We start from the raw sequence: 19,432 nt of genomic DNA, 5'->3' as shown, positions 1-19,432 counted from the left end.
AGGCCTTACTCGTGCAACCCGACATCACACGCCTCCTCTCTCAGGAGCGCCCCGCCCTGCGCAACGCTCCTGAAATCAGGATGCTGGGTTGATGCGGGATCAAGGTCAAGGCCGGATTGCGCCAGGCAGAAGCCCTCCACGAAGCGGATGCCCTGAATCACCGGGTCGGTGATGTTGCCCATGACGAGGCGCAGAAGCTCCTGTTACACATTTGTGACTGGACGTGCTTAAATGTGTAACAGCATCCCCCGTCAACCGGGTGGGTTCGGGTGAACCAATGATGGTTTCGCCGTTTCGAATCGCTCGTGGGTTGTGTCGTGATGCACATCCACCGTGTTGATATCCGTGAGGAGCTTTCAATGAAGATCGCCATGTTCCTGGACTCTGCAGGCCGCGCAACCAGCCCTGAATTCGACGGAACCATCTATGTCTACGAGAGGGAGGCCAACGAGTGGATCGTCGATCGCTCGATGGAGTTTCCCGCAGTCAACTGCTCGACCCTGCCGGCCATGCGTGCCCGGGTGGAACTGATGTGCGACTGGCTGCAGGATGACTGCCAGATCTTGGCTGTCATGCCACCGCGCGGATTCAGCGGAGGCGTGTTCACAAGGAACAATGTGGACCTGTGGATCGTCGACGGGACGCCTGACAATGACCTCGATGTCATCGAGAAGTGCTGCATGGAAGAGGCCCCGGTCTCCCGCGTGCTCTACCGGCGTGGCCCGGTGACCGCCTCGTAGGTCCCAGCACCACTGAATTCCATCAACACTGCGGATCAACATTGTTGAAACGCAGCACTATTGAATACTCAGCGCTGTTGAATGGCTGGAACAGTCCGGGGGTGCCCATATTTGAGCGCACCCCCGGACTGCGCTGCTGACAGATATTTCTGGAGCAGCCTCATCAAAGGGCGTGGCAGCTCAGGCGCTCAACTGTTCCGAAACCGGGGTATCCGGCCACTCGGATGATTTCTCCAGGCTCTCCAACCCGCGCGCGATGCCCTCGATCTGATCACTCAACTCCGCCATGGAGTCGACGTCACCGCCAAATGGCGCGAAAACGGTTTCGGTGCCATCGGTTCCAATGCGCACGAGCACCATTCCGGTACGATCGACGTCAGCACAGAAGACTTGGTCCCCGAATCGCACGCATCCTTCACGCAGCGGACGATTCGTCAGTTCCTTGCCCGGCAGGTTGCCGCGTGTGACGGCGTCGCACATTCGGCACAGGGCTTCCTGACCACAGGACAACACCACATGGTTCGCGTCCAACTCCTCGTCAGCATCCGGGAAGTTCGCCATGGAATCCTCTCCGACAAGGGAATCCATCAACTCGGACAGCGGGAGGGAAGTAATCCCCGAGCAGTCGTGCACAAGAATGCGCTGAGCCTTGACCATGCCGAGCCGGCCGTTCTCACTGGCCAGGATCGCACCCACATCAGGAGGCAGTTCGTTGGCGAGCAGCATCCTGGTGGCTTCGGCAGCGGGAACCCACTCGAAGGTTCCCAGCGCTTGCACGCCTGCGGACTTGATCCTCACCGAGGGATCTGCGGCGTCCTTGAGAATGCTCAGACGCACATCGACCGGGAAGGAATCCGGAAAGCTGCTTATCCGATGACCCGTCGCCGGACACGCTGCCACGACGAGGTCTCCGCCGGTCGACACGCCATGCACCAGCGAATCAACCGCGGTCGAAGGAGCCCACTCATACACGACGAGCGACGCACTCCCCGCGCCTGAGAGCAACCGGCAGGCAATCGAACGAGTCCATGACGCCAGCGAGTCGACCACGCATGCGCCGCGCGACAGGGAAGATGTCTCCATGTGCCGTCCTTCGTTGAAACTACTTAGGTTAGCCTAAGCTAGGGTTTCGCCAATCCCAATGTTCTGCCCATCCCGTGAGACATGCCCCACGAGACATGCGCTGAAGACACCGGATGCGATGCGGGGAAGACACTGGAGCAGAGCTGCCGTAAGTCTCAGTCCTCCGGCAGGCACCATCGACGGCGTCCGACGACTGGTCATCGTCACAGCTCCAGGCCTGGTGGGTGACACTGTCTCTGACAGCCTTGATCGTCGTCATTAGGCAGGTGAGTCATGGTCCTCGCGCTCGCACTCGAGCCTGAACAACCTGCCCAGGACGGCGATGTATTCGGCCGTAGCATGCTCGGTTGGCCACGTGACGGGGGCTTGCTGAGCGCCGCTGCCGAGGTGGGACTGCGAGGCAGGGGCCCATGGCATCTGGACGCTGAGAAGCTCTTCGCCGAGGATTTCGCGTTCGTCATCCAGAAGGGCACCGGGCTGATCGGCTCAGTCATCATGATCACCGGTGTGGCACGCTTCCTGAATTGCCGCCGCCTGGTGGAGGGGCCGATCATCGTCGATCATCCCGCCATCGGCGAGGTGCTGTCGGATCTGCCGGGGGGCCCGGCGCCAGCTGGTCTGGCTCCCGATGACCTCACTCCCCCAGAGCTGGTGCAGCTCCTGAAGACCTTCTGGACGCTCGGTGGCGTGGTGCCCACGACTCCCACCGTCACCGTGGCCGACATCACCAAGGCCGTGGACGACATCCAGGCCGAACTGGCAGCGCTGGCCGCCGGGGCCTAGAAGAATCCCGATCTGAGCCATCGACCCAGACCACCGACGATGAGGGGCCGGACGCGCCTCCACCTCTGGGCCGTACTGGCACTGTCGTGTGCATGACCCCGTTGGCTGTGACTGACCCGATGTGCATCGCGTGGGCTGACCCTGGCTGCGCGGAACAGGGAGAAGCCATCATCGACGGCGTGGGAGCTAGGCTCGATCTGTTCGGAATCCGCGCCAAAGACAGGCAATCATGAGCGAGCAACCCGCACCCTATGCAGCGTCACAGTCCACCGCCGATACTCCTCGACGGATCCGCATTCCGCATCTGCAGAAGATGAAGGAACGCGGCGAGAAGTGGGCCATGCTCACCAGCTACGACATGTACACCGCCGCGCTGTTCGAAGAAGCGGGTATTCCGGTGCTGCTCATCGGCGACTCGGCGTCCAACAATGTCTACGGGAATGACACCTCACTACCGGTGACGGTTGACGAACTCATTCCTCTGGTGCGCGCGGTGAGCCGATCCACCACACGTCCGCTCGTGGTGGCCGATCTGCCCTTCGGCTCGTACCAGGCCTCTCCCGAGCAGTGCTTCCTCACCTCGGCGCGGTTCATGAAGGAGGCCGGCGCCCATGCCGTGAAGCTCGAGGGCGGGCTGGAGATGGTTCCCCAGGTGGAGAAACTCACCACCAATGGCATCCCCGTGATGGCCCACATCGGCTTCACCCCACAGTCAGAGCATCAACTGGGTGGCTATCGGGTGCAGGGCCGCGGCCACAGCGCGGAGCGGCTGCTGGAATCCGCCACCGCACTGGAGGCTGCGGGAGCCTTCGCGATCGTGCTCGAGATGGTCGCCGCAGATGTCGCCACCACCATCACCAAGGCCCTCCAGATCCCCACGGTCGGCATCGGCGCTGGGGTCGGGTGCGACGCACAGGTGCTGGTCTGGCAAGACATGGCAGGCCTGCGGACCGGGCGGATGCCGCGTTTCGTGAAGCGCTATGCAGATCTTCACCAGGTGCTCGGGGATGCCGCACGGGCCTTCGCCGCAGATGTCCAGGAGGGAAAATTCCCCGGGTCCGAGCACTCCTTCTGAGAACTGCCCGGCAGGGATCTCAACCGAGAGCGGGCGAATGCAATTCGTTGGGCACATTCGCGTCGTGCCCGAGTTCGCGAAGGGCTTCACGCACCCGCTCGGTGGCGGCATCGAGTTGCTCGTCAGGCACATCGTGACGGGCATTGGTGAAACTCAATTCGGCCTCGCCCCAGGCCGGCAGCACGTGCAGGTGAAGATGGGGGATCTCGAAGCCAGCCACCAGCAGCGCAGCCCGTGGAGCGCCGAAGGCCTTCTCGCAGGCCTGGCCGATGACCTTGGCGACATGGCTGAGATGGGCGAGAAGGGCGTCCTCGGCATCGGTGTATTTGGAAACCTCTGCCCTCGGTACGACGAGCATGTGGCCATCGCTGATGGGATTGATGGACGCGAAGACAACACACTCGTCGTCGGCCCATGCGAAACGGCCTGGGATCTCGCCGTTGATGATCTTGGTGAACAAGGTGCTCATGGGCCAATCGTTGCACCCCGGCTTCCACGATTCAGGCCAGCGTCCCCTGCATGCCCAGCGACGAATTTCCCCAGCAGGACACTCTGAAATCCAGGGCAGCGTCAATGGACGCCGCTCGACGGGAGAACTCAGGCTCGCACCGTCGAAGGCGTCGGCCGGCGGGCAGGCGTCACCGTGATCAGTTGCGCATGCCGCGCCGAAATGGTCAGGGGATCATCACTGCCGGGCACAGCGCAGGTGACATCGCTGGCCAGTGGTGAACCGCTCTGGCGTACGACCGTGCTGCCGATGCGGACCCCATGTGCCGCCAGATAGCGCAGCAATTCCGGTTCGCGATCTGTCACACGGGCCACCACGGCGCGCTTGCCCGGCGCCAGCGTGTCGAGGGTATGGCCGGCATCCGCACTGATCTCGCCGTCCGCACTGGGAATGGGATCCCCATGGGGATCGCGGCGCGGATGCCCGAGACGGCGCTCCATCCTGTTGATGAGCTCGTCGGATGCGGCGTGCTCGAGGGCATCGGCCTCTTCGTGCACCTCGTCCCAGGCGTAACCGAAGAGCTCGGCGAGACAGGTTTCCAGGATGCGATGCCTCCGCACCACGCGAACCGCGGCCCGGGAACCGGAGTCGGTGAGCCTGATCGCGCCATAGGGCTCGTGATTCAGGAATCCGCCGTCCACCAGCCTGCGGACCATGTCGGACACCGTCGAATTTCCCAGCCCGAGCCGCTTCGCGAGTTCGGTGTTGGTCACCGGCGTCTCGCCCTGCTCGGTGAGATCCCAGACCACCTTCAGGCATTGCTCCTGGTTGGGTGTCGGTGTGGCGGGTTTCTTGGGCATGAAACCAGGGTACGTGTACTCTGACAGACGTAGTTACGTGTACACGAACTTTTAGGTGTCGTTGGGTGGTAACCCTGGCACGGCAGCACTGGGGAGGACATTGCCGATGCGCACCGACGAGGACTGTGTTTCCGAGTCATCGCGCTCCTCACAAAGAGGACTCATCCGCCCCGCCAACGAGCGCTCCCTCGAGGAGATCAACTCGACCGTCGAGACGCCCTCGGCCAGCGCTGGATTCTGGCGCACCCTGGCTGCCTTCTGCGGCCCAGGCGCGCTCGTCGCGGTGGGTTACATGGATCCGGGCAACTGGGTCACCTCGATCGGCGGCGGATCGCAGTACGGTTACTTGCTGCTCAGCGTCATCCTGATCTCCAGCCTCATCGCGATGCTCCTGCAGCACATGGCGGCCAAGCTCGGCATCGCCACAGGCATGGATCTCGCACAGGCCACCCGCGCGCACACCGGACGCCGCACCGGATTCGTGCTCTGGATCGTCACCGAACTGGCCATCATGGCCACCGACATCGCCGAAGTGACCGGTGCGGCCATCGCCTTGAACCTGCTGTTCGGGCTGAATCTGTCGATGGGAGTCCTGCTCACCATCGGCGACGTCTTCCTCCTGCTGCTGCTCATGAGGGTGGGCTTCCGCAAGATCGAGGCCTTCGTGGTCACCCTGATCTGCACGATCATGGCCGTCTTCATCTACGAGGTGTGGATCGCCAAACCGATATTCTCCCAGGTCATCACCGGATTCGTGCCGAGCACACAGGTATTTCATGCCGGCCAGCTGACCATGGCCCTGGGCATCGTGGGTGCCACGGTCATGCCGCACAATCTGTATCTGCACTCCTCGATCGTGCAATCCCGCGCGGTGGATCGCAGTGACGAGGAGAGCCTCGCCCGCGCGGTGCGTTTCACCACCTGGGACTCCAACATCCAGCTCAGCGCGGCCTTCGTGGTGAACTGCCTGCTGCTGATCCTCGGCGCCGCACTGTTCTACGGAACCACCCAGGACCTCAGCACCTTCGGCTCGGTCTATGCAGCCCTGCAGAACCCGGCCATCACCGGTGCCGTTGCGAGCCCGGTGCTGAGCACCCTGTTCGCCGTGGCTCTGCTCGCCTCGGGCCAGAACTCGACCATCACCGGTACCCTCAGCGGCCAGATCGTGATGGAGGGTTTCATCCGGCTGCGCATCCCGATGTGGATGCGGCGGATGGTCACCCGGCTGGTGGCGGTCATCCCGGTGCTGATCTGCACGCTGATAACCGGCGGTGACGAGCTTTTCATGGACGACCTGCTGGTCAGCACCCAAGTATTCCTCAGCCTTGCATTGCCGGTCTCCATGGTGCCGCTGGTCTGGCTCACCGGATCGAAGCGCATCATGGGAGCCCGATTCGCCAATGCTCCATGGATGGGTGCCCTCGGGTGGATCGCCACAGCCGTGCTGACGGTGCTCAATGCCCGGCTCATCATCGGTACTGTCCAGAACCTCTTCTGACCAGCAGCGCCGGTCCGGCATGGCGAGTTCCTCGGCAGGACGACTGCCCCGGCGCGCTATCCTGACCGCGCAGCCACGAGGCTCAGGAGGTGACATGGCGAAAAGAGCAATTATCATGCTGGCGGTGAGCACTGCGATCCTCATGGGCTTGGTCGCACGCCGGCATCAGGAGGCCGTCCGCGAGGCCGAGTTGTGGAGTCAGGCCACCGACCGCGTGAAGTGACCGGAGCAACTCGCACCCGCGATGCTGCCGGGTGAGTGCTTCTAGCCGCGTCCAGACGGACTCTCTTCTCGGCCGAGCTTGCTCCAGTCCAGCTGCAACCGATGGGCGGACCCCTCAACCCGGATCAGGGTGGGCTCCCTGGCAACCTCGGCGGCCTGGCAGGAATAGCGCGGATACCGATCGTCGGCTTTCTGCCCGTTCACCGTGAAATCTGCACCCCACTCAAGCTCGTAGTCTCCGTAGTAGGTGGTCAGACGCAGTCGCCCGCCCTTCAGGCTGATGCGGCACTCCTTGAGTTGCCGGACGAAGCTGCCGAGCGAACCGAACTCCCGCTCGTCTCCCACGATCACCGCATAGCCGGTGCGCACACCGCGCTGCACGATCTCGGTCTCGCTGATGAGGTCGAGCGGGCTCGTCGCGAGGACACCGACATAGCTCCCTGCCCTGTGCCCCGCCACCCAACGATCACCGACTGTGCTCTCGTCGAAGTCCACGAAGGGGAAGTAGATGTGGGTGAACAGCTGCCGCGGACCCTCGAAACGACCCTGGCGGCCCCGTAGGTCGTACTGCACGAGCAGCACATCGTCGGCCTGTGCGATGTCAGGATTGATCCCATTGCCGATCCAGTTCTGCTGGCCTTCGGGATAACTCTGGGTGTGCAAGGTACGCGACACAGGATGATTCCCGAAGATGCTGATGTTTCCGGGCAGACAGGCCTGCCACAGGTGCTGCTGGTCGCCGAACTCGCCGGGATGGTAACGCTGAGCACTGCTCAGCAGGTAGTAGGGCGTGCGGAAGGTCTGCACATTGCCACGCTGGACAGCCATGCCGTCGGATGTGGGTCGCGCGACCCGCACACTCGCCCGCCGCAGCGCGGACGGGATCCGGGCGAGCTGGCCGAGCGCAGCGAGAAAATCGTGGTTGTCCAGATGTGCGGCCCGGTACTTCTTCACCGTGGCGTTGACCACTGGCGGCGCTGTGAAGACCTGCATCGACCACCAGAAGTCAAGCTGCTCCTGGGCGCTGGTGCGCGGGTAGACCGAATCCGATGAGAGGGCATCGGGCACCTCATCGACGTTCAGCCCCTGGGACGTGTGGATGCGGAAGACATCGGGGCTCGCGGCGATCTCACGCAGGGTCCGGGGCACCTCGTAGCGGGAGCGGTGGCAGAAGATCGCTGCCAGCTGGTAGGGCTGGAATGTTTCATCGCACGTCCCGAAGGCGTTGTCGACGATGGTCTGGACTGGCGCATCGGATGGTCGTTGCAACTGCAGGGCGGTAGATCGAGCCGAAGCCGCCACGAAGTGACCGTCGAAACGATGCAGGGCCATGTCGAGCATGAACAGGTCGAGCACTATTGCCGCACCCCTGCGAAGATCCGGGGTGTCCGCCCAGTCGACGATCAGGCTGAGCGCGGCGATGTCGACGGTGTAGTAGCTGCTTGACAGCCATTCACCGAAGCCCCAGCGGAAGCGATCGTGCAGCCACACCCGTAGGCGGACTTCGGCGGCCTGTTTGTGAACCTGTCCCGGCTGCCCGTCATTGGCGAAGGTCTCCGAGGGGAACAACTTCCCGGCCAGGTATTCGCAGGTGGCGAAAGCCGCATAGTGGCTCTCGGTCCAGGTGCACATCGAGTCCGAACCCGGCTCGTCGAGATTGAAACGGAATCCCGTGATGGTCCGCTGCACCGCCGCACGCAGCTGTTCAGGCATCTGGTCAGCACATTCGAACCAGGTTTTCAGCAAAATGAGCAGGCTGTGGTCGGCCAGATCGACGCGAGCATCGATGTCAGCGCGCAACATCGCAATGAATCGGGCGTCGCATCCTGCAGTGCCAAAAGCGGGCCACACCATGCGGGCGGCAGCCGCGGACATCCCGGCTGTAGTGCGCCCGTTGGGCTGGCTCGACATGTCTGCTCCGTCTAGGAAGGCTTTCTTCATCTAATCTTAGACAATTCTTGGGTTTGATAGGTAGTTTCCACAGTTCGAACTGGCGTCCTCGCCTCACCGGCAACCTAGGCTGACACCGACATGTCATCGACACACTGGTCCATCCGGCGCGACATAGCCCTGTTCTCCAAGGGCGACATCGCCCTTGCCGTCGTGCTCACGCTCGGCACTGCCTTCTGGGGGGACCTCTTCGATGACGGCACCGTCCGTCCGGTGGCCACCACGATCAGCTCACTGGGGCTCACCCTTCCCGTGGTGTTACGCCGGCGGCGGCCCCTCATGATGCTGGCCATCGTCTCCGTGGCGGGCCTGGTGCAGTGCGCCGTGGTTCCAGGCCCCACGGCTGCACTGCTCGCGGTGCCGGTGGTGGCCTACTCGGTGGCGCGAGGGGTCGACGGCACCAGTTCGCGGCTCGTGCTCGTCTGCGGACTCATCGGCGCGATCATGGGGCCGCTTCGCTGGCTGGACAGCCCGCACTTCTCAGCCGGCAATGTCAGCCAGGGAAGCCTGTTCGGGATGCTGTTCATCATGTGCTCGACGGCAGTGCTGGTGCCCTATCTCATCGGGCGCCGCCTGCGTGAAAACGACATCGCCGCCCAGGAGAGAGCACGCGCGGAAATCCAACGCTACGAGGTGACACTGGCCGCTCGCGAGGAACGGGCGCGCAGCACCGAGGCGAGGGTGCGCAATGACATTGCGCGCGAGCTTCACGACGTGGTGGCACATTCGCTGAGCGTGATCGTCGTCCAGGCCGAGGGCGGCAAGGCTCTGGCCCAGCGCAATCCCGAGGGTGCCGGCGAGGTGCTCGACACCATCGCCGAGACCGGCCGCGAGGCGCTCACCGAGATGCGACGCATCGTGGGTGTGCTGCGAGCAGGCCCTGGCAACGCCGAATACGCACCCCAACCCGGGCTCGCGGACATTCCCACCATGACCGGAAGGGCTGGAGAACGCCTCGATCTGGTCGTCACCGGGACCAGGCCCGCAGTACCGGCCAGTCTCGAGCTCACCGCCTATCGCGTGGTCCAGGAGGCTGTGACCAACTTCCTCAAGCATGCAGGCCCGGAGGCGCACTGCCGCGTCGACATCGCCTATCGTCCCGACGCTGTCGAAATCGTCGTCACCGATGACGGCCTGGGAGCCAGAGCCGCCGATGACGGTGAGGGCAACGGCCTTCGTGGCATGCGGGAACGAGTGGTGGCGATGGGCGGCCAGGTGAGTGCTCAACCGCTGCCCACCAGGGGCTTCCAGGTGCGGGCACTTCTTCCCCTCGACATTGATCACCTGAACGTTGGTTACCTGGACAGCGCACCGCCATTCGGCAGCCGATAGCGTTGTCGTCAAACACCCAGTCTGTGTGACCCACGCTGTCTGCCCGATCGCGGGTGAGGGAACCACCGATCCCCCGGCGATGGTCGATGGGATCACCAGGCACCGGTGTTGGGACATGGGGATCCACGAGGCCGGCGAGCAGACACCTAAGGGGCACAGATGACGGACCAGATCACGGTCTTCCTCGCCGACGACCAGGCCCTGGTGCGCAGCGGCTTCCGGATGCTCATTGAGGCCGAGGCCGACATGTCGGTCGTCGGCGAAGCTTCCGACGGAGCCGAAGCCGTCGAGAAGATCGGGGACCTGGGGCCCGATGTGGTGCTCATGGACATCCGTATGCCGGTGATGGATGGCGTGGAAGCCACCCGGCAGGTGGTGGCACTGGCTGTGAACACCCGGGTTCTGGTGCTGACCACCTTCGACCTGGATGAGTATGTCTTCGCCGCCCTCAAGGCCGGAGCAGCAGGCTTCATGCTCAAGGACGCCCGGCCCGCCGATCTGCTCAATGCCATCCGCACGGTGGCAGCCGGCGATTCCGTGGTGGCACCCAGTGCAACAAGGCGCTTGCTCGATCATGTGGTGCCCTCGCTACCCGACCACCCGGGCGCGATCGACGAGCGCCTCGATGTGCTCACCGAGCGTGAGCGGGAGGTCCTCGCCGAAGTGGCGCACGGAGCCACCAATTCAGAGATCGCCGCTCACCTGTTCATGGCGGAAGGCACGGTGAAGACCCACATCGGCCGGCTGCTGAACAAGCTGCATGCCAGAGATCGGGTGGGACTGGTGCTGATCGCCTACGAGACCGGGATCGTGCACCCCTGAATTCCGATTCGTTCCCCTCATGGCGGGACATCTTCGTAGATCCGCTTTATCGGATGCACTGATGATAAAAATCCGCAAATACGTTTCAGACGTGAATTCGGTTGGGGTCACGGCGAGCCGGTCGCCCGGAACACAGCCACCGGACCCGCTGAGACCATCGGTGCGGCACTGAGAAAGCCTTCACCAACTGATAACAAACTCTTCAGGTTTCTCTCATGTTCGTGTATTCTTTTACCCAAGGTTGAGCGCTAGAGAACCGGTCCCACAGGCCTTCGACGATGCAGTTCACGGGGTTGGCGATCAGTGGTCTCAGCTTCCGCACAGGCGCGGTCCATAGACGCCCAGGGGGCTGTTGGGGGTGACCAGCAGCCCCCTGGTGCCTGTTCTGGCACTTTCAGAATTTTCCTGTCCCTGATCAATTGGTCACTGATCAATTGGTCAGCGACCGTCTTTCCCGTCGGGGATTGTGTTGCTGGTCGGTAAAGCCAGGGGCTCTGCTCGCAATCGCTGTCGCCGTTGACCCAGCTCAGTTCGTGAGCGCCTGTATGTCCCCGTTGGGAGTTCCCCACTACAAATTCTTGCCCTCGAGGGTGCGCTGCAGGAATTCGGCGAGATCACCCGTCTCCCCATCCCTGCCTCCCCTGCCCACCTGGAGCCCGGGTTGGGAAGGCTCCAGGTGCACACCTCGCCATCGGGCTCGCAGGCCACCGGGCGCCGTGAGCAGGTAGTAGCCACCGTCCTCGCCGACGGCGATCGTGTGGCTGCGCTTGATGTACCAGCCGGTGCGATCGGTCTTCGCCGTCCCCCCGGATATGAGTTGCGCGACCAGGGGAACCGCGTCGAGGCCTGCGCGACGGGCACTGGCGACGAACTCGTCGATGAGCTTCTGCGCCTCGGCGGCCTCGCGACGAGCAGCCCTCTGCTGGATCTTCGCCTGGGTGCGCGCCATTTCGGCTCTGTCATTGCGCGGGCCGTGCGTTGGATCGGCTGCCGGGCCTGTCATGGTCAGACCCTATCCGAGCCCAAGTTGGCAGGATAGGCTGCGCTGGCCCCTTCGGCGTATGCCGTGTCGGGGGCGCGAGTACCCAGAAGGTCGTGCGCGACCGATGAGCAACCCGAGGGGGTTCTGTGGAATTCACCCGCCGTCTGAGCAGGCTGTGGCGCCACCGCGACTTTCGCCTCCTTACTCTGGTGCGCTGTTTCGGGCAGTCCGGCGATGGCACGGCCCAGGTGGGTATGGCCTCCTATCTGCTGTTCAGCCCGCAGTCCCAGACCAGCGCATGGGCGGTGGCAGGGGTGCTGGCGCTGACGACGCTGCCCTATTCGCTGATCGGGCCTTTCCTGGCAGTCTTCCTGGATCGCTTCTCGCGGCAGCGCATCTCGATCCTCGTGGATTCGGTGCGGATCCTGTGCTCCCTGGTGCTGGTGCTGCTCATCGGCGGCCACCACACCAGCGGCGCGAGCCAGGTGGTGCTCACCTTCATGCTGCTGATCATGCTGAGCCTCAACCGCTTCACCCTGGCGGGGCTGCAAGCGGGCCTGGCGCGCACCGTCAGCGACGACGAATATCTGGACGCGAATTCGATCATGCCGATGATCGGCCCGCTGGGACTCATCGTCGGCGGTGGATCGGCGGGCGCAATCAGGCTGCTGGTGGGTGGCCGGGCCGGAGTGGACACGGCGAATGCACTGATCTTCGTGCTGGCCGCAGTGCTGTTCTGCTGCTCCGCACTGACGTGCACGAGAATCCCCAGAACGGCCCTGGGACCGGCGCCCGGAGAGCACCACAAAACGATGACAGAGGTGGCGAATGGCCTTGTCATGGCGTTGCGTCACCTCGCCTCGCGAAGGCCTGCCTGGCTGGCGCTGTCGGTGCAATCGGTGGTGCGGATCGGCTACGGCATGCTCATGGCGATGGTGATCGTGGTCTACCGCCACTACCTCACCCCGTCCGGAAATCTCACCGCCGCGCTGGCCGGGATCGGCCTGTGGTTCCTGGTCAGCGGCATCGGCTTCGCGTTGAGCGGCATCGTCGCTGCTCCGCTCGGCCACCGTCTCGGGGTGCGCCATTGCATCATCGTGCTGCTGGTGGTGATGGCGCTGAGCCAGGCGATACCCGGCTCGATCTTCTGGGTGCCCACCCTGGTGCTGAACGGTTTCGTGATGGGTCTGATCGGCCAGTCGGTGAAGATCCAGGTGGACACCGTGGTGGTGGCCCACATCGACGATGCGTACAAGGGCCGGGTGTTCACGATCTACGACGCGATCTACAACCTCAGCACCGTGCTCGGCGCCGTCATCGCGGCGCTGCTGCTACCAGCCAATGGCGTGAGTGTGCCGGTGACGGCGGGCTTCGGAGCGGTCTACCTGCTCGCGGCGGTGGGCTTCGCCGCAGGCTCGCGCGCGCTGGGAAATGCCGTCTTCGACCTGGGGACCAGAGCAAATCCCCGCAGAGCGGATTCACACGGGACGCAGGCTGGGTGATCCCATGATCAGGCCAGCCGGGCGCGTTCCTGTCCCTCCATCACCTCCTGCAACAGGCGGACGGTGTCGTCCATGAGGTCCACGCCGAGGAGCCTGGCCTGCCGGGTGATGTACAGCACGAGTCGCTCCACTTCCTGACGGTTCCCGTCGAGGTGCTCGGTGCGGAGCCGCAGGCACAGCAGCAATTCGTCGTCCGGTGAGGCGGCAAGTGCTCTTTCGATCGCCCATCGGGCATGGTCAAGATCTCGGCGTGCCAGGCAGTGTTCCGCGAGAGTGGCGCCGATATCGCGGATGATGCACACCATGTCTTCGCGCAAGTCCTCCGCCCAGCGCCACTCGCCAGGCGCTGCATCGGCCAGCGGTGCGCCTCGCAGCAGGGACAGCGCTGCATGCAGCGTCTGATCGCTTGCCCGGTTCACTCCACCGGCAACCAGGACCTGGAGTTGCTCCCAGTCCGAGCTGACGGCGGGGTGCAGGGCGATGCGTCCGCTGTAGGCATCGGGCAGATAGGGCTCGCCGTCTGGATCCTGCCCCAGCCATGCCCGCAGCCGCGACATGTTGGACCGGCGTGTGGTGTCGGCGACGAGCAGATCGCGGGTCATCTGGGCGGCGCTGGACCCCGGGTGGACAAGAATCCAGGCGCAGTACTCCTCGCACTGCTTCACGGCACGGCTCGGACGCGGGCCGTTCGCGTTGGCCAATTCAATGGTGCCGAGCAGGCGCAGGAAGGGAGCCGGTGAGGGTGGTGAATCAGGCACGGGGAACTCCTCACTGGTCAGTGGGGCGGGCAGCGAAGGCAAAGATGCGAGTGGAGGTGGTACGTCATCGGAGGCCCACCACCAGGCGGTTTCGTGATCGTTCTGGGCCGCGAGTTCGAAGAGTTCTTCGAGAGCGCGACGTGCTGGGGGCATCACCATCTCCGGACGGAAGTCGATCCCCGCTGTGGAACCGGACTCCTCGTCCACGACGATGAGCGCGTCCTCCGGGTTGGACACGCGGCAGACGACACTGATGTTGAGCCGTTCGAGAAGCCGGGCATCGGCTGAGCAGGGCTCGTCCGACAGGAAAACGGCTGGCGCCCAACTGCCAATCCGGGCATTGGCAGGCGCTCCGATGTCCTGCTCTGGTGCCGGTGATGCCTTGAGCAGTCCCACCAAATCAGCGCCGCCTGTGATTCCAGTGACATCCGTCGCGCCGATCAGGCCGTCCGAGAATGCGGGGTTCAAGCCGGTTTGCGTCTGCAACCATTCGCTGCGCTGCACGACCAGCCGTTCAAGATCACTCACCAGGCTGGTGGCGTTGTCGGCGATGTGCAGATCGGGATCGTCCAGGGAGTGCATCCACGCCAGACTCGGGGCGAGGTGCACCGATGCAGCTGTTTCCGGCTGAGCCCTGAGCTGCACTGCGATGGAGGCCAACAGACCGGTGACCACTTCCTCGTCGCGGCTGTGCACGGTGAACAGCCCGCCTGGGCCCAGGTCGAGAGTCACCGGACCTGCATCGCCTGTGCCCAACTGGACCTCGTGGCGGCAGTGGCCGTCATCGCCTGCTGGTTCGGCGGTGGGCGATGAACCCTCGCCGGATGCCGGTGGAAGCCGCCCAGCGGGAATCCGTTCGGTGCAGTTCTGCTCGGGGAAGGTCTGCTCGGTGGTGGCTGAGCTGCCCGGAGAGCCTGCGCGGCTGGGCCGTGCAGTGGCAGTCATCGCCGACAGTGCAGCCCGGCTGGCAGGTGCGGGTCTGCGGGGCATTCTCCCGGCTGGACGCTCATTGCGCTGCCAGCGCCGACGCACCATGAGGGCCACCACAAGTGCAGAGGCGACGAGGGCCCCCATCGGGCCGATGAGCGATCTCACGTGTCCTGCCACGTCCTCGTCGGAGGTGAGAACGCCTTCGTCTGCTGGGCTGCCCTCTTGGTGATCTGGGTCATTCGGTCCTGGATCTTCTGGACCCTGGCCCTGTTCGACCGGATCCATCCCGGCATGGCCCTGCTGGGTGCCACCCGACTCCATCTGCTCGTCCTGGTTGTGGTCCTGCTGGCCCAGTTCTGCTCTGTCTGGCTCTTGCCCGTTCCGTTCCACGTTCTGATCGTCCTGGTCCAGATCTGGCTGGCCCTCTTCTTCCTCATCAGTCTCTGTGGCTGCTTCGTCGGTGATCCCTTGGCCAGAGCCAGAAACCTCCTTGTCCTGGTCATCGGCACCGGGCGCGCCGCTGGGAAGCCTGAGGACCTGTCCTGGCGAGATGAGGTCCGGATCGGCGAGTGAATCGGCATTGGCCTCGTGCAATTCCTGCCATCGGGTGGCATCACCCAGATGCTGCTGCGACAAGGCCCACAAGGTGTCGCCCCGCTGCACCGTCACCTCTTGGAGCCGCGGAGAGCCCGCATTCAACAGTCGTGCCGACCCTGGGACATGGGAGCCTTCCGTGTCGACGCCCGCGTCCAGCGGACCCGACCTGGCCGGGACGCCGCCAAGATGGGCGGAATCGCTTGCCGGAGCATCATCGGGAACAGAGGGGAGACTGTCTGGTCCCGATACTGTACCGACATCGGATGTGGCGCCTGATGTCTCGGACGCGACCGAGACATCCGAAGGATCAGCTCGTGTGCCATCGGGTATGGCCAGCAGATTGCCCGGCTCGAGTTGCTCCAGTGGTGACAGCACCGTGGTCTGGTTGGCAGCCACAATGGTTCGCCACTGACTGCCGTCCTCGTAGTAGCGCTCGGCAAGGCTCCACAGATCGTCTCCCTGGCGCACCGTGTGCCATCGGATGGTCTCTTCGCCCGTGACGTCGTGAACAGCCTTTCCCACGACGGTGGCCTGCCCGGATTCCGCAGACATGGTGAGCGCTGGAGCGGCCACCACCTGGTTGTTGCCGGTGCTCAGCTCGCCTGGCTGCCCGGGAGTGAAAACCAACCCGGCGAGAGAGGTGACCAGCACCGCTGCTGCGGGCTGGAAGAGTCCCCCGGCAGGAGGGCGCCACCGGATTCGTCCCTTGCTGACCGAGCTCACGACCTCGCCCGCGACGGAGGCGGTCATCAGCAACCAGGCTCCCCATCCGACGCAGCTGAACAGCACGAGGAGAACCGTTCCGCTGCCGGATGGATCCGTCAGGGAGCTGAACCGCAGCTGCGGCAGCAGATCCAGGCGTCCCCAGTGCACGAGCGCCCATGCACCACCCGGCAGGAGCGCCAGGAGCAGCAGCAGGGAACCGATCGGGGCAAGAGTGCGCTTCATGGCCGACGCTCCCTGAATGTGTCCAACCGGGAAGTGGCATGGCCTTCGGCCTTGATGAAGCCGGGAACCGCCACGATCAGGTCGGACAGTGCCACCTGGCAGGTCACGTCGACGCGTGTGTGCGCCTCTGTTCCCGCCGGTGTGGAAAACCCGGAACTGTCGACGACCACTGCGGGTGCTGTACACGCGCTGGAAACCGCCTGCAGATCGGCATTGACGACTTCGCGTGCGGATGCCTGCGCAGCGGTTCCGCTGGTAGCCAGGCTCGCCGCCCGGGCGCCGGCCGCTGCTGCATCCTGCACCTGCGCCCGGACCGACCAGATGCGCCAGCCCGCGGTCATGAGGGCAATCAGGAGCACCATGCCTGGCACGACGACGACCAGCTCCATGGTGACCGCGCCGCGATCATCGCGAGGCCGGCGAAGAAGGGGCCGGCGAAGAATCGGTGTCTGTGGAGGAGGGCTCGGGGCCAACTCGAGGTTCACTGTCATCTCCCTTCAGGGCAGTGTCGGTTGTTCTTCCTCCGGGGGAGTCATCGCTCCCGTGGTCGGGAGGCAGTCGCCGAGACCTCGGTCAGCCCGAGATCCAGCGCAAGGGGAACGCGCGCCCGCACGGTTACCGAGATGGCATCCGCACCGACGGCATTGGTCGTGCGCACGTCCAGCAATTCCGAAGTCATCTGCGCGACGACTTGCTCTGCCGCGCCGGGTGACACACCGTGCAGGGCCTGGGTCTCAGCCGCTGTGAGCGCAGCCTGCTGGACCACAGTGCGGGCATGCAACCACACCCCGGCCTCGATCACACCGAGCAGTGCGGCCATCACAACGGGTGCGAGAACAGCCCACTGGATGGCCTCGCTCATGCCGCGTTCAGCGCGCTGGAGTGGCCGTGTCATGACTGCTCAGCTGGGCATGTGCGAGGTGACATAGGCCCGCACGGCGACGATCACGACTCCCGCAATGACCACCGCGCCCGCGAGAAGGACCGCGTTCTCGGTGGACTGGGACAGACCGCGCTCGTCCCTGTGCGTCCGTGGTGCGCTCAGGATGCCGATGACCAGGCTTGCGAACTGGATGATCCGGTTCAGTGATGTGGGCATTGTGCTCAACTCCTCGGTGTCGTCGTACTGGATGTCGTGATGGTGCTCTGTGTCGTGACGGACGGATTCAGAAGTCCTGGGCGGGTGGTGTGCACCACCCGTCTTGGTTCAGCTCATTCCAGAAAGGCGCATCAGTGGCGGTGCGATGAAGGCGAGACCGAAGAACATCACGGGAAGCGCCATCCACAAGGTCATTCGTTCGTTGACTTCATTGGCTTCGGTGCGCTCGGTGGCCAGATGGGCATCTCTGAGCTCCTCGACTCGAGCGGCGAGCGCCTCAGTCAGTGAGGCACCCTGATCGTCGAGCTGCATGATGTCGGCGAGATCGGCGAGGACGGGCAGACGCAGCTCCGCGGCCAGTGAGCGCAGGCCCGGCCATGGTTGCTGCTGCTCCAGACTCGCCTGCACCAGTACGCCCCGCACGCGCCGGAACACGGGGACATCGGAGACGGATGCGGCTGATTCAAGGGCCTGGGAAGCGGACCGGTTGGCCATTCGTTCCAGCATCACCAGGTCGAAGAGGCTGAGGAGTGCCTCGTCGGCGCTGAACCGTGCTCGGTTCGCGCTGCGTCGCAGCGTGGCATCGGGCCAGAACCAGCCGAGCGCAGCCAGTGCCAGGCAAGCCAGCGGCACCGGCGCGCCGAGTGGTGACCCGAGCAGGGCACTGAGTGCAGCAACGATCATGGGCGTGAGCAGGCCTGTCACAGCGAGGACCAGTTTCTCTGCCATGAAGTCGCCGATGGAGCGATCCCGCAGCTGAAGCAGCCGACGACTGCCTTCACGTATCGGCAGATGAAACCGCGCATAGGCGTTGGCACCGAGGCGTTCCAGCCAACTGTCCGCAGTGCTGACGAGCATCTCCCGGTCAGCGCCTGGTGCGGGGTGCCCGCCATCGAGGTTCACGAAGGCGTCCGCCATCCGCACCGTGCTCGGCCGCACCCCGGCCACGAGGACGACCAGCCCGGCAGCAGCCAGTGCGCCGGCCAGAATGGAGATCAGGAGGGGATCAGGCATCGTCCACCTCACTCACCGGCGCCGCCAGCAGGCCACCCTGCAGGATCCTTTCCCGGGGACGCGGACGTGCCACCCGGCGAAGCATGAGCAGAGCGCACAGATAGCCGGCGAACAGCAATGCCCCCACCAGTTGGCCTACCGGGCTGCGATAGGGCGCCATGTACTCCGGGTTCAGCACGGCGACTCCGGCCAGGACGGCGAGCGTGATGACGGTGACCTGGCGCACGACCATGCGCGGCTTCGCTCGTTCCGTCTCGACCTCCCGCAGGCTCTTCAGTCGATGCCTCGTGTGGTCGCCCAGGGCGCGCAGCGATGAGGTGATACCTGTGCCGCCGCGCCGGGCGGCCACCACCATCGCTGCGACCACGGCGTCCGCGTCGGGACTGGCGAAGTCATCGGCCAGGGCCCGCAGTGCGTGATCGAGGGGCCACCGTGCATCGAACCGGGCGATGAGTTGGCTGACCGGCCTGCGAAGCAGTGGCGCGACCTGGTGCTGCGTCGCGCGAACCGCATCGGGCAGCGACTTACCGGTGGACACCGAGCCCACCAGCAACCTCACCCATCGGTCGAATGCCTGGAGTATTTCGATATCGCGGTTGACCGGTGTGGACAACAACGCCGGGAGAACGAGAACAAGGCTGGCCACGATCACCGCGGCGAGAAGGGATCCTGAGATGACCAGGCAGAGCCCTGCGGATATCGCTGCGATTGCGGTTCGGATGCGTTGAACCCGAGTGGTCATTTTCCACCGCACGCTGAGTGTTTCCCACAACCTTGTGGAAGAATCTG

At 64.3% G+C, this 19,432-nt stretch carries 19 protein-coding genes; 7 read left to right on the top strand and 12 right to left on the bottom strand.

The window, feature by feature from the left end; genetic code table 11:
- Positions 1 to 5 precede the first annotated feature (5 nt).
- Positions 6 to 182, bottom strand: coding sequence for a hypothetical protein (locus tag ABF648_RS04665; RefSeq protein WP_415631130.1), 177 nt, complete (start codon positions 180 to 182; stop codon positions 6 to 8).
- Positions 183 to 359: 177 nt separating this feature from the next.
- On the opposite strand from ABF648_RS04665, the gene ABF648_RS04660 reads away from it, so the two are divergent.
- Complete coding sequence (locus ABF648_RS04660; RefSeq protein ID WP_415631129.1) at positions 360 to 740, top strand: Fe-only nitrogenase accessory AnfO family protein; 381 nt, start codon at positions 360 to 362, stop codon at positions 738 to 740.
- Between the two features lie 180 nt (positions 741 to 920).
- On the opposite strand, the gene ABF648_RS04655 is transcribed toward ABF648_RS04660, so the two are convergent.
- On the bottom strand, positions 921 to 1,823 hold the full coding sequence (locus ABF648_RS04655) for a hypothetical protein (protein ID WP_415631128.1): 903 nt from the start codon (positions 1,821 to 1,823) through the stop codon (positions 921 to 923).
- Between the two features lie 273 nt (positions 1,824 to 2,096).
- Here ABF648_RS04655 and ABF648_RS04650 point away from each other — a divergent pair, with 273 nt between their 5' ends.
- Positions 2,097 to 2,606 carry a hypothetical protein gene (locus ABF648_RS04650; RefSeq protein ID WP_415631127.1) on the top strand — a complete coding sequence of 170 codons (510 nt, stop codon included), beginning with the start codon at positions 2,097 to 2,099 and terminating at the stop codon, positions 2,604 to 2,606.
- Positions 2,607 to 2,835: 229 nt separating this feature from the next.
- Positions 2,836 to 3,681, top strand: a complete 846-nt coding sequence (gene panB, locus ABF648_RS04645) for a 3-methyl-2-oxobutanoate hydroxymethyltransferase (protein ID WP_415631126.1) — start codon at positions 2,836 to 2,838, stop codon at positions 3,679 to 3,681.
- 19 nt (positions 3,682 to 3,700) lie between these two features.
- On the opposite strand, the gene ABF648_RS04640 is transcribed toward panB, so the two are convergent.
- Positions 3,701 to 4,150 carry an HIT family protein gene (locus ABF648_RS04640; RefSeq protein ID WP_415631125.1) on the bottom strand — a complete coding sequence of 150 codons (450 nt, stop codon included), beginning with the start codon at positions 4,148 to 4,150 and terminating at the stop codon, positions 3,701 to 3,703.
- Between the two features lie 128 nt (positions 4,151 to 4,278).
- Complete coding sequence (locus ABF648_RS04635; RefSeq protein ID WP_415631124.1) at positions 4,279 to 4,989, bottom strand: metal-dependent transcriptional regulator; 711 nt, start codon at positions 4,987 to 4,989, stop codon at positions 4,279 to 4,281.
- Between the two features lie 106 nt (positions 4,990 to 5,095).
- On the opposite strand from ABF648_RS04635, the gene ABF648_RS04630 reads away from it, so the two are divergent.
- Positions 5,096 to 6,487, top strand: coding sequence for an Nramp family divalent metal transporter (locus tag ABF648_RS04630; RefSeq protein WP_415631123.1), 1,392 nt, complete (start codon positions 5,096 to 5,098; stop codon positions 6,485 to 6,487).
- 264 nt (positions 6,488 to 6,751) lie between these two features.
- Here the strand turns inward: ABF648_RS04630 and ABF648_RS04625 are convergent, their stop codons facing one another.
- On the bottom strand, positions 6,752 to 8,650 hold the full coding sequence (locus tag ABF648_RS04625; RefSeq protein ID WP_415631122.1) for a hypothetical protein: 1,899 nt from the start codon (positions 8,648 to 8,650) through the stop codon (positions 6,752 to 6,754).
- Between the two features lie 90 nt (positions 8,651 to 8,740).
- On the opposite strand from ABF648_RS04625, the gene ABF648_RS04620 reads away from it, so the two are divergent.
- Positions 8,741 to 9,991: a sensor histidine kinase gene (locus ABF648_RS04620; RefSeq protein ID WP_415631121.1), complete on the top strand. Its 1,251-nt coding sequence runs from the start codon at positions 8,741 to 8,743 to the stop codon at positions 9,989 to 9,991.
- A gap of 159 nt (positions 9,992 to 10,150) precedes the next feature.
- Complete coding sequence (locus ABF648_RS04615; protein ID WP_415631120.1) at positions 10,151 to 10,813, top strand: response regulator; 663 nt, start codon at positions 10,151 to 10,153, stop codon at positions 10,811 to 10,813.
- 568 nt (positions 10,814 to 11,381) lie between these two features.
- Here the strand turns inward: ABF648_RS04615 and ABF648_RS04610 are convergent.
- On the bottom strand, positions 11,382 to 11,816 hold the full coding sequence (locus ABF648_RS04610; RefSeq protein ID WP_415631119.1) for a hypothetical protein: 435 nt from the start codon (positions 11,814 to 11,816) through the stop codon (positions 11,382 to 11,384).
- 125 nt (positions 11,817 to 11,941) lie between these two features.
- Between ABF648_RS04610 and ABF648_RS04605 the strand changes: the two genes are divergently transcribed.
- A complete protein-coding gene (locus ABF648_RS04605; protein ID WP_415631118.1) occupies positions 11,942 to 13,297 on the top strand; it encodes an MFS transporter in 1,356 nt (451 codons plus the stop codon).
- Between the two features lie 8 nt (positions 13,298 to 13,305).
- Here the strand turns inward: ABF648_RS04605 and ABF648_RS04600 are convergent, their stop codons facing one another.
- The 6 genes from ABF648_RS04600 to ABF648_RS04575 all read right to left on the bottom strand — a co-directional run bounded on the left by ABF648_RS04600 (position 13,306) and on the right by ABF648_RS04575 (position 19,385).
- Complete coding sequence (locus tag ABF648_RS04600) at positions 13,306 to 16,530, bottom strand: LysM peptidoglycan-binding domain-containing protein (protein WP_415631117.1); 3,225 nt, start codon at positions 16,528 to 16,530, stop codon at positions 13,306 to 13,308.
- A complete protein-coding gene (locus tag ABF648_RS04595) occupies positions 16,527 to 17,015 on the bottom strand; it encodes a TadE/TadG family type IV pilus assembly protein (RefSeq protein WP_415631116.1) in 489 nt (162 codons plus the stop codon). Before ABF648_RS04595 ends, ABF648_RS04600 begins: the two co-directional genes overlap by 4 nt.
- A 47-nt stretch (positions 17,016 to 17,062) precedes the next feature.
- Positions 17,063 to 17,425, bottom strand: a complete 363-nt coding sequence (locus tag ABF648_RS04590) for a TadE family protein (protein WP_415631115.1) — start codon at positions 17,423 to 17,425, stop codon at positions 17,063 to 17,065.
- Positions 17,426 to 17,431: 6 nt separating this feature from the next.
- On the bottom strand, positions 17,432 to 17,629 hold the full coding sequence (locus tag ABF648_RS04585) for a hypothetical protein (RefSeq protein ID WP_415631114.1): 198 nt from the start codon (positions 17,627 to 17,629) through the stop codon (positions 17,432 to 17,434).
- Between the two features lie 108 nt (positions 17,630 to 17,737).
- A complete protein-coding gene (locus ABF648_RS04580) occupies positions 17,738 to 18,643 on the bottom strand; it encodes a hypothetical protein (RefSeq protein WP_415631113.1) in 906 nt (301 codons plus the stop codon).
- A complete protein-coding gene (locus ABF648_RS04575) occupies positions 18,636 to 19,385 on the bottom strand; it encodes a type II secretion system F family protein (RefSeq protein ID WP_415631112.1) in 750 nt (249 codons plus the stop codon). Before ABF648_RS04575 ends, ABF648_RS04580 begins: the two co-directional genes overlap by 8 nt.
- Positions 19,386 to 19,432 lie beyond the last annotated feature (47 nt).

Origin of the sequence: Propionibacterium sp. (assembly GCF_047719395.1) — a bacterium.
In the GTDB taxonomy this organism is placed as follows: Bacteria; Actinomycetota; Actinomycetes; order Propionibacteriales; family Propionibacteriaceae; genus Propionibacterium.
This window is presented reverse-complemented; position numbering and strand designations above follow the sequence as displayed.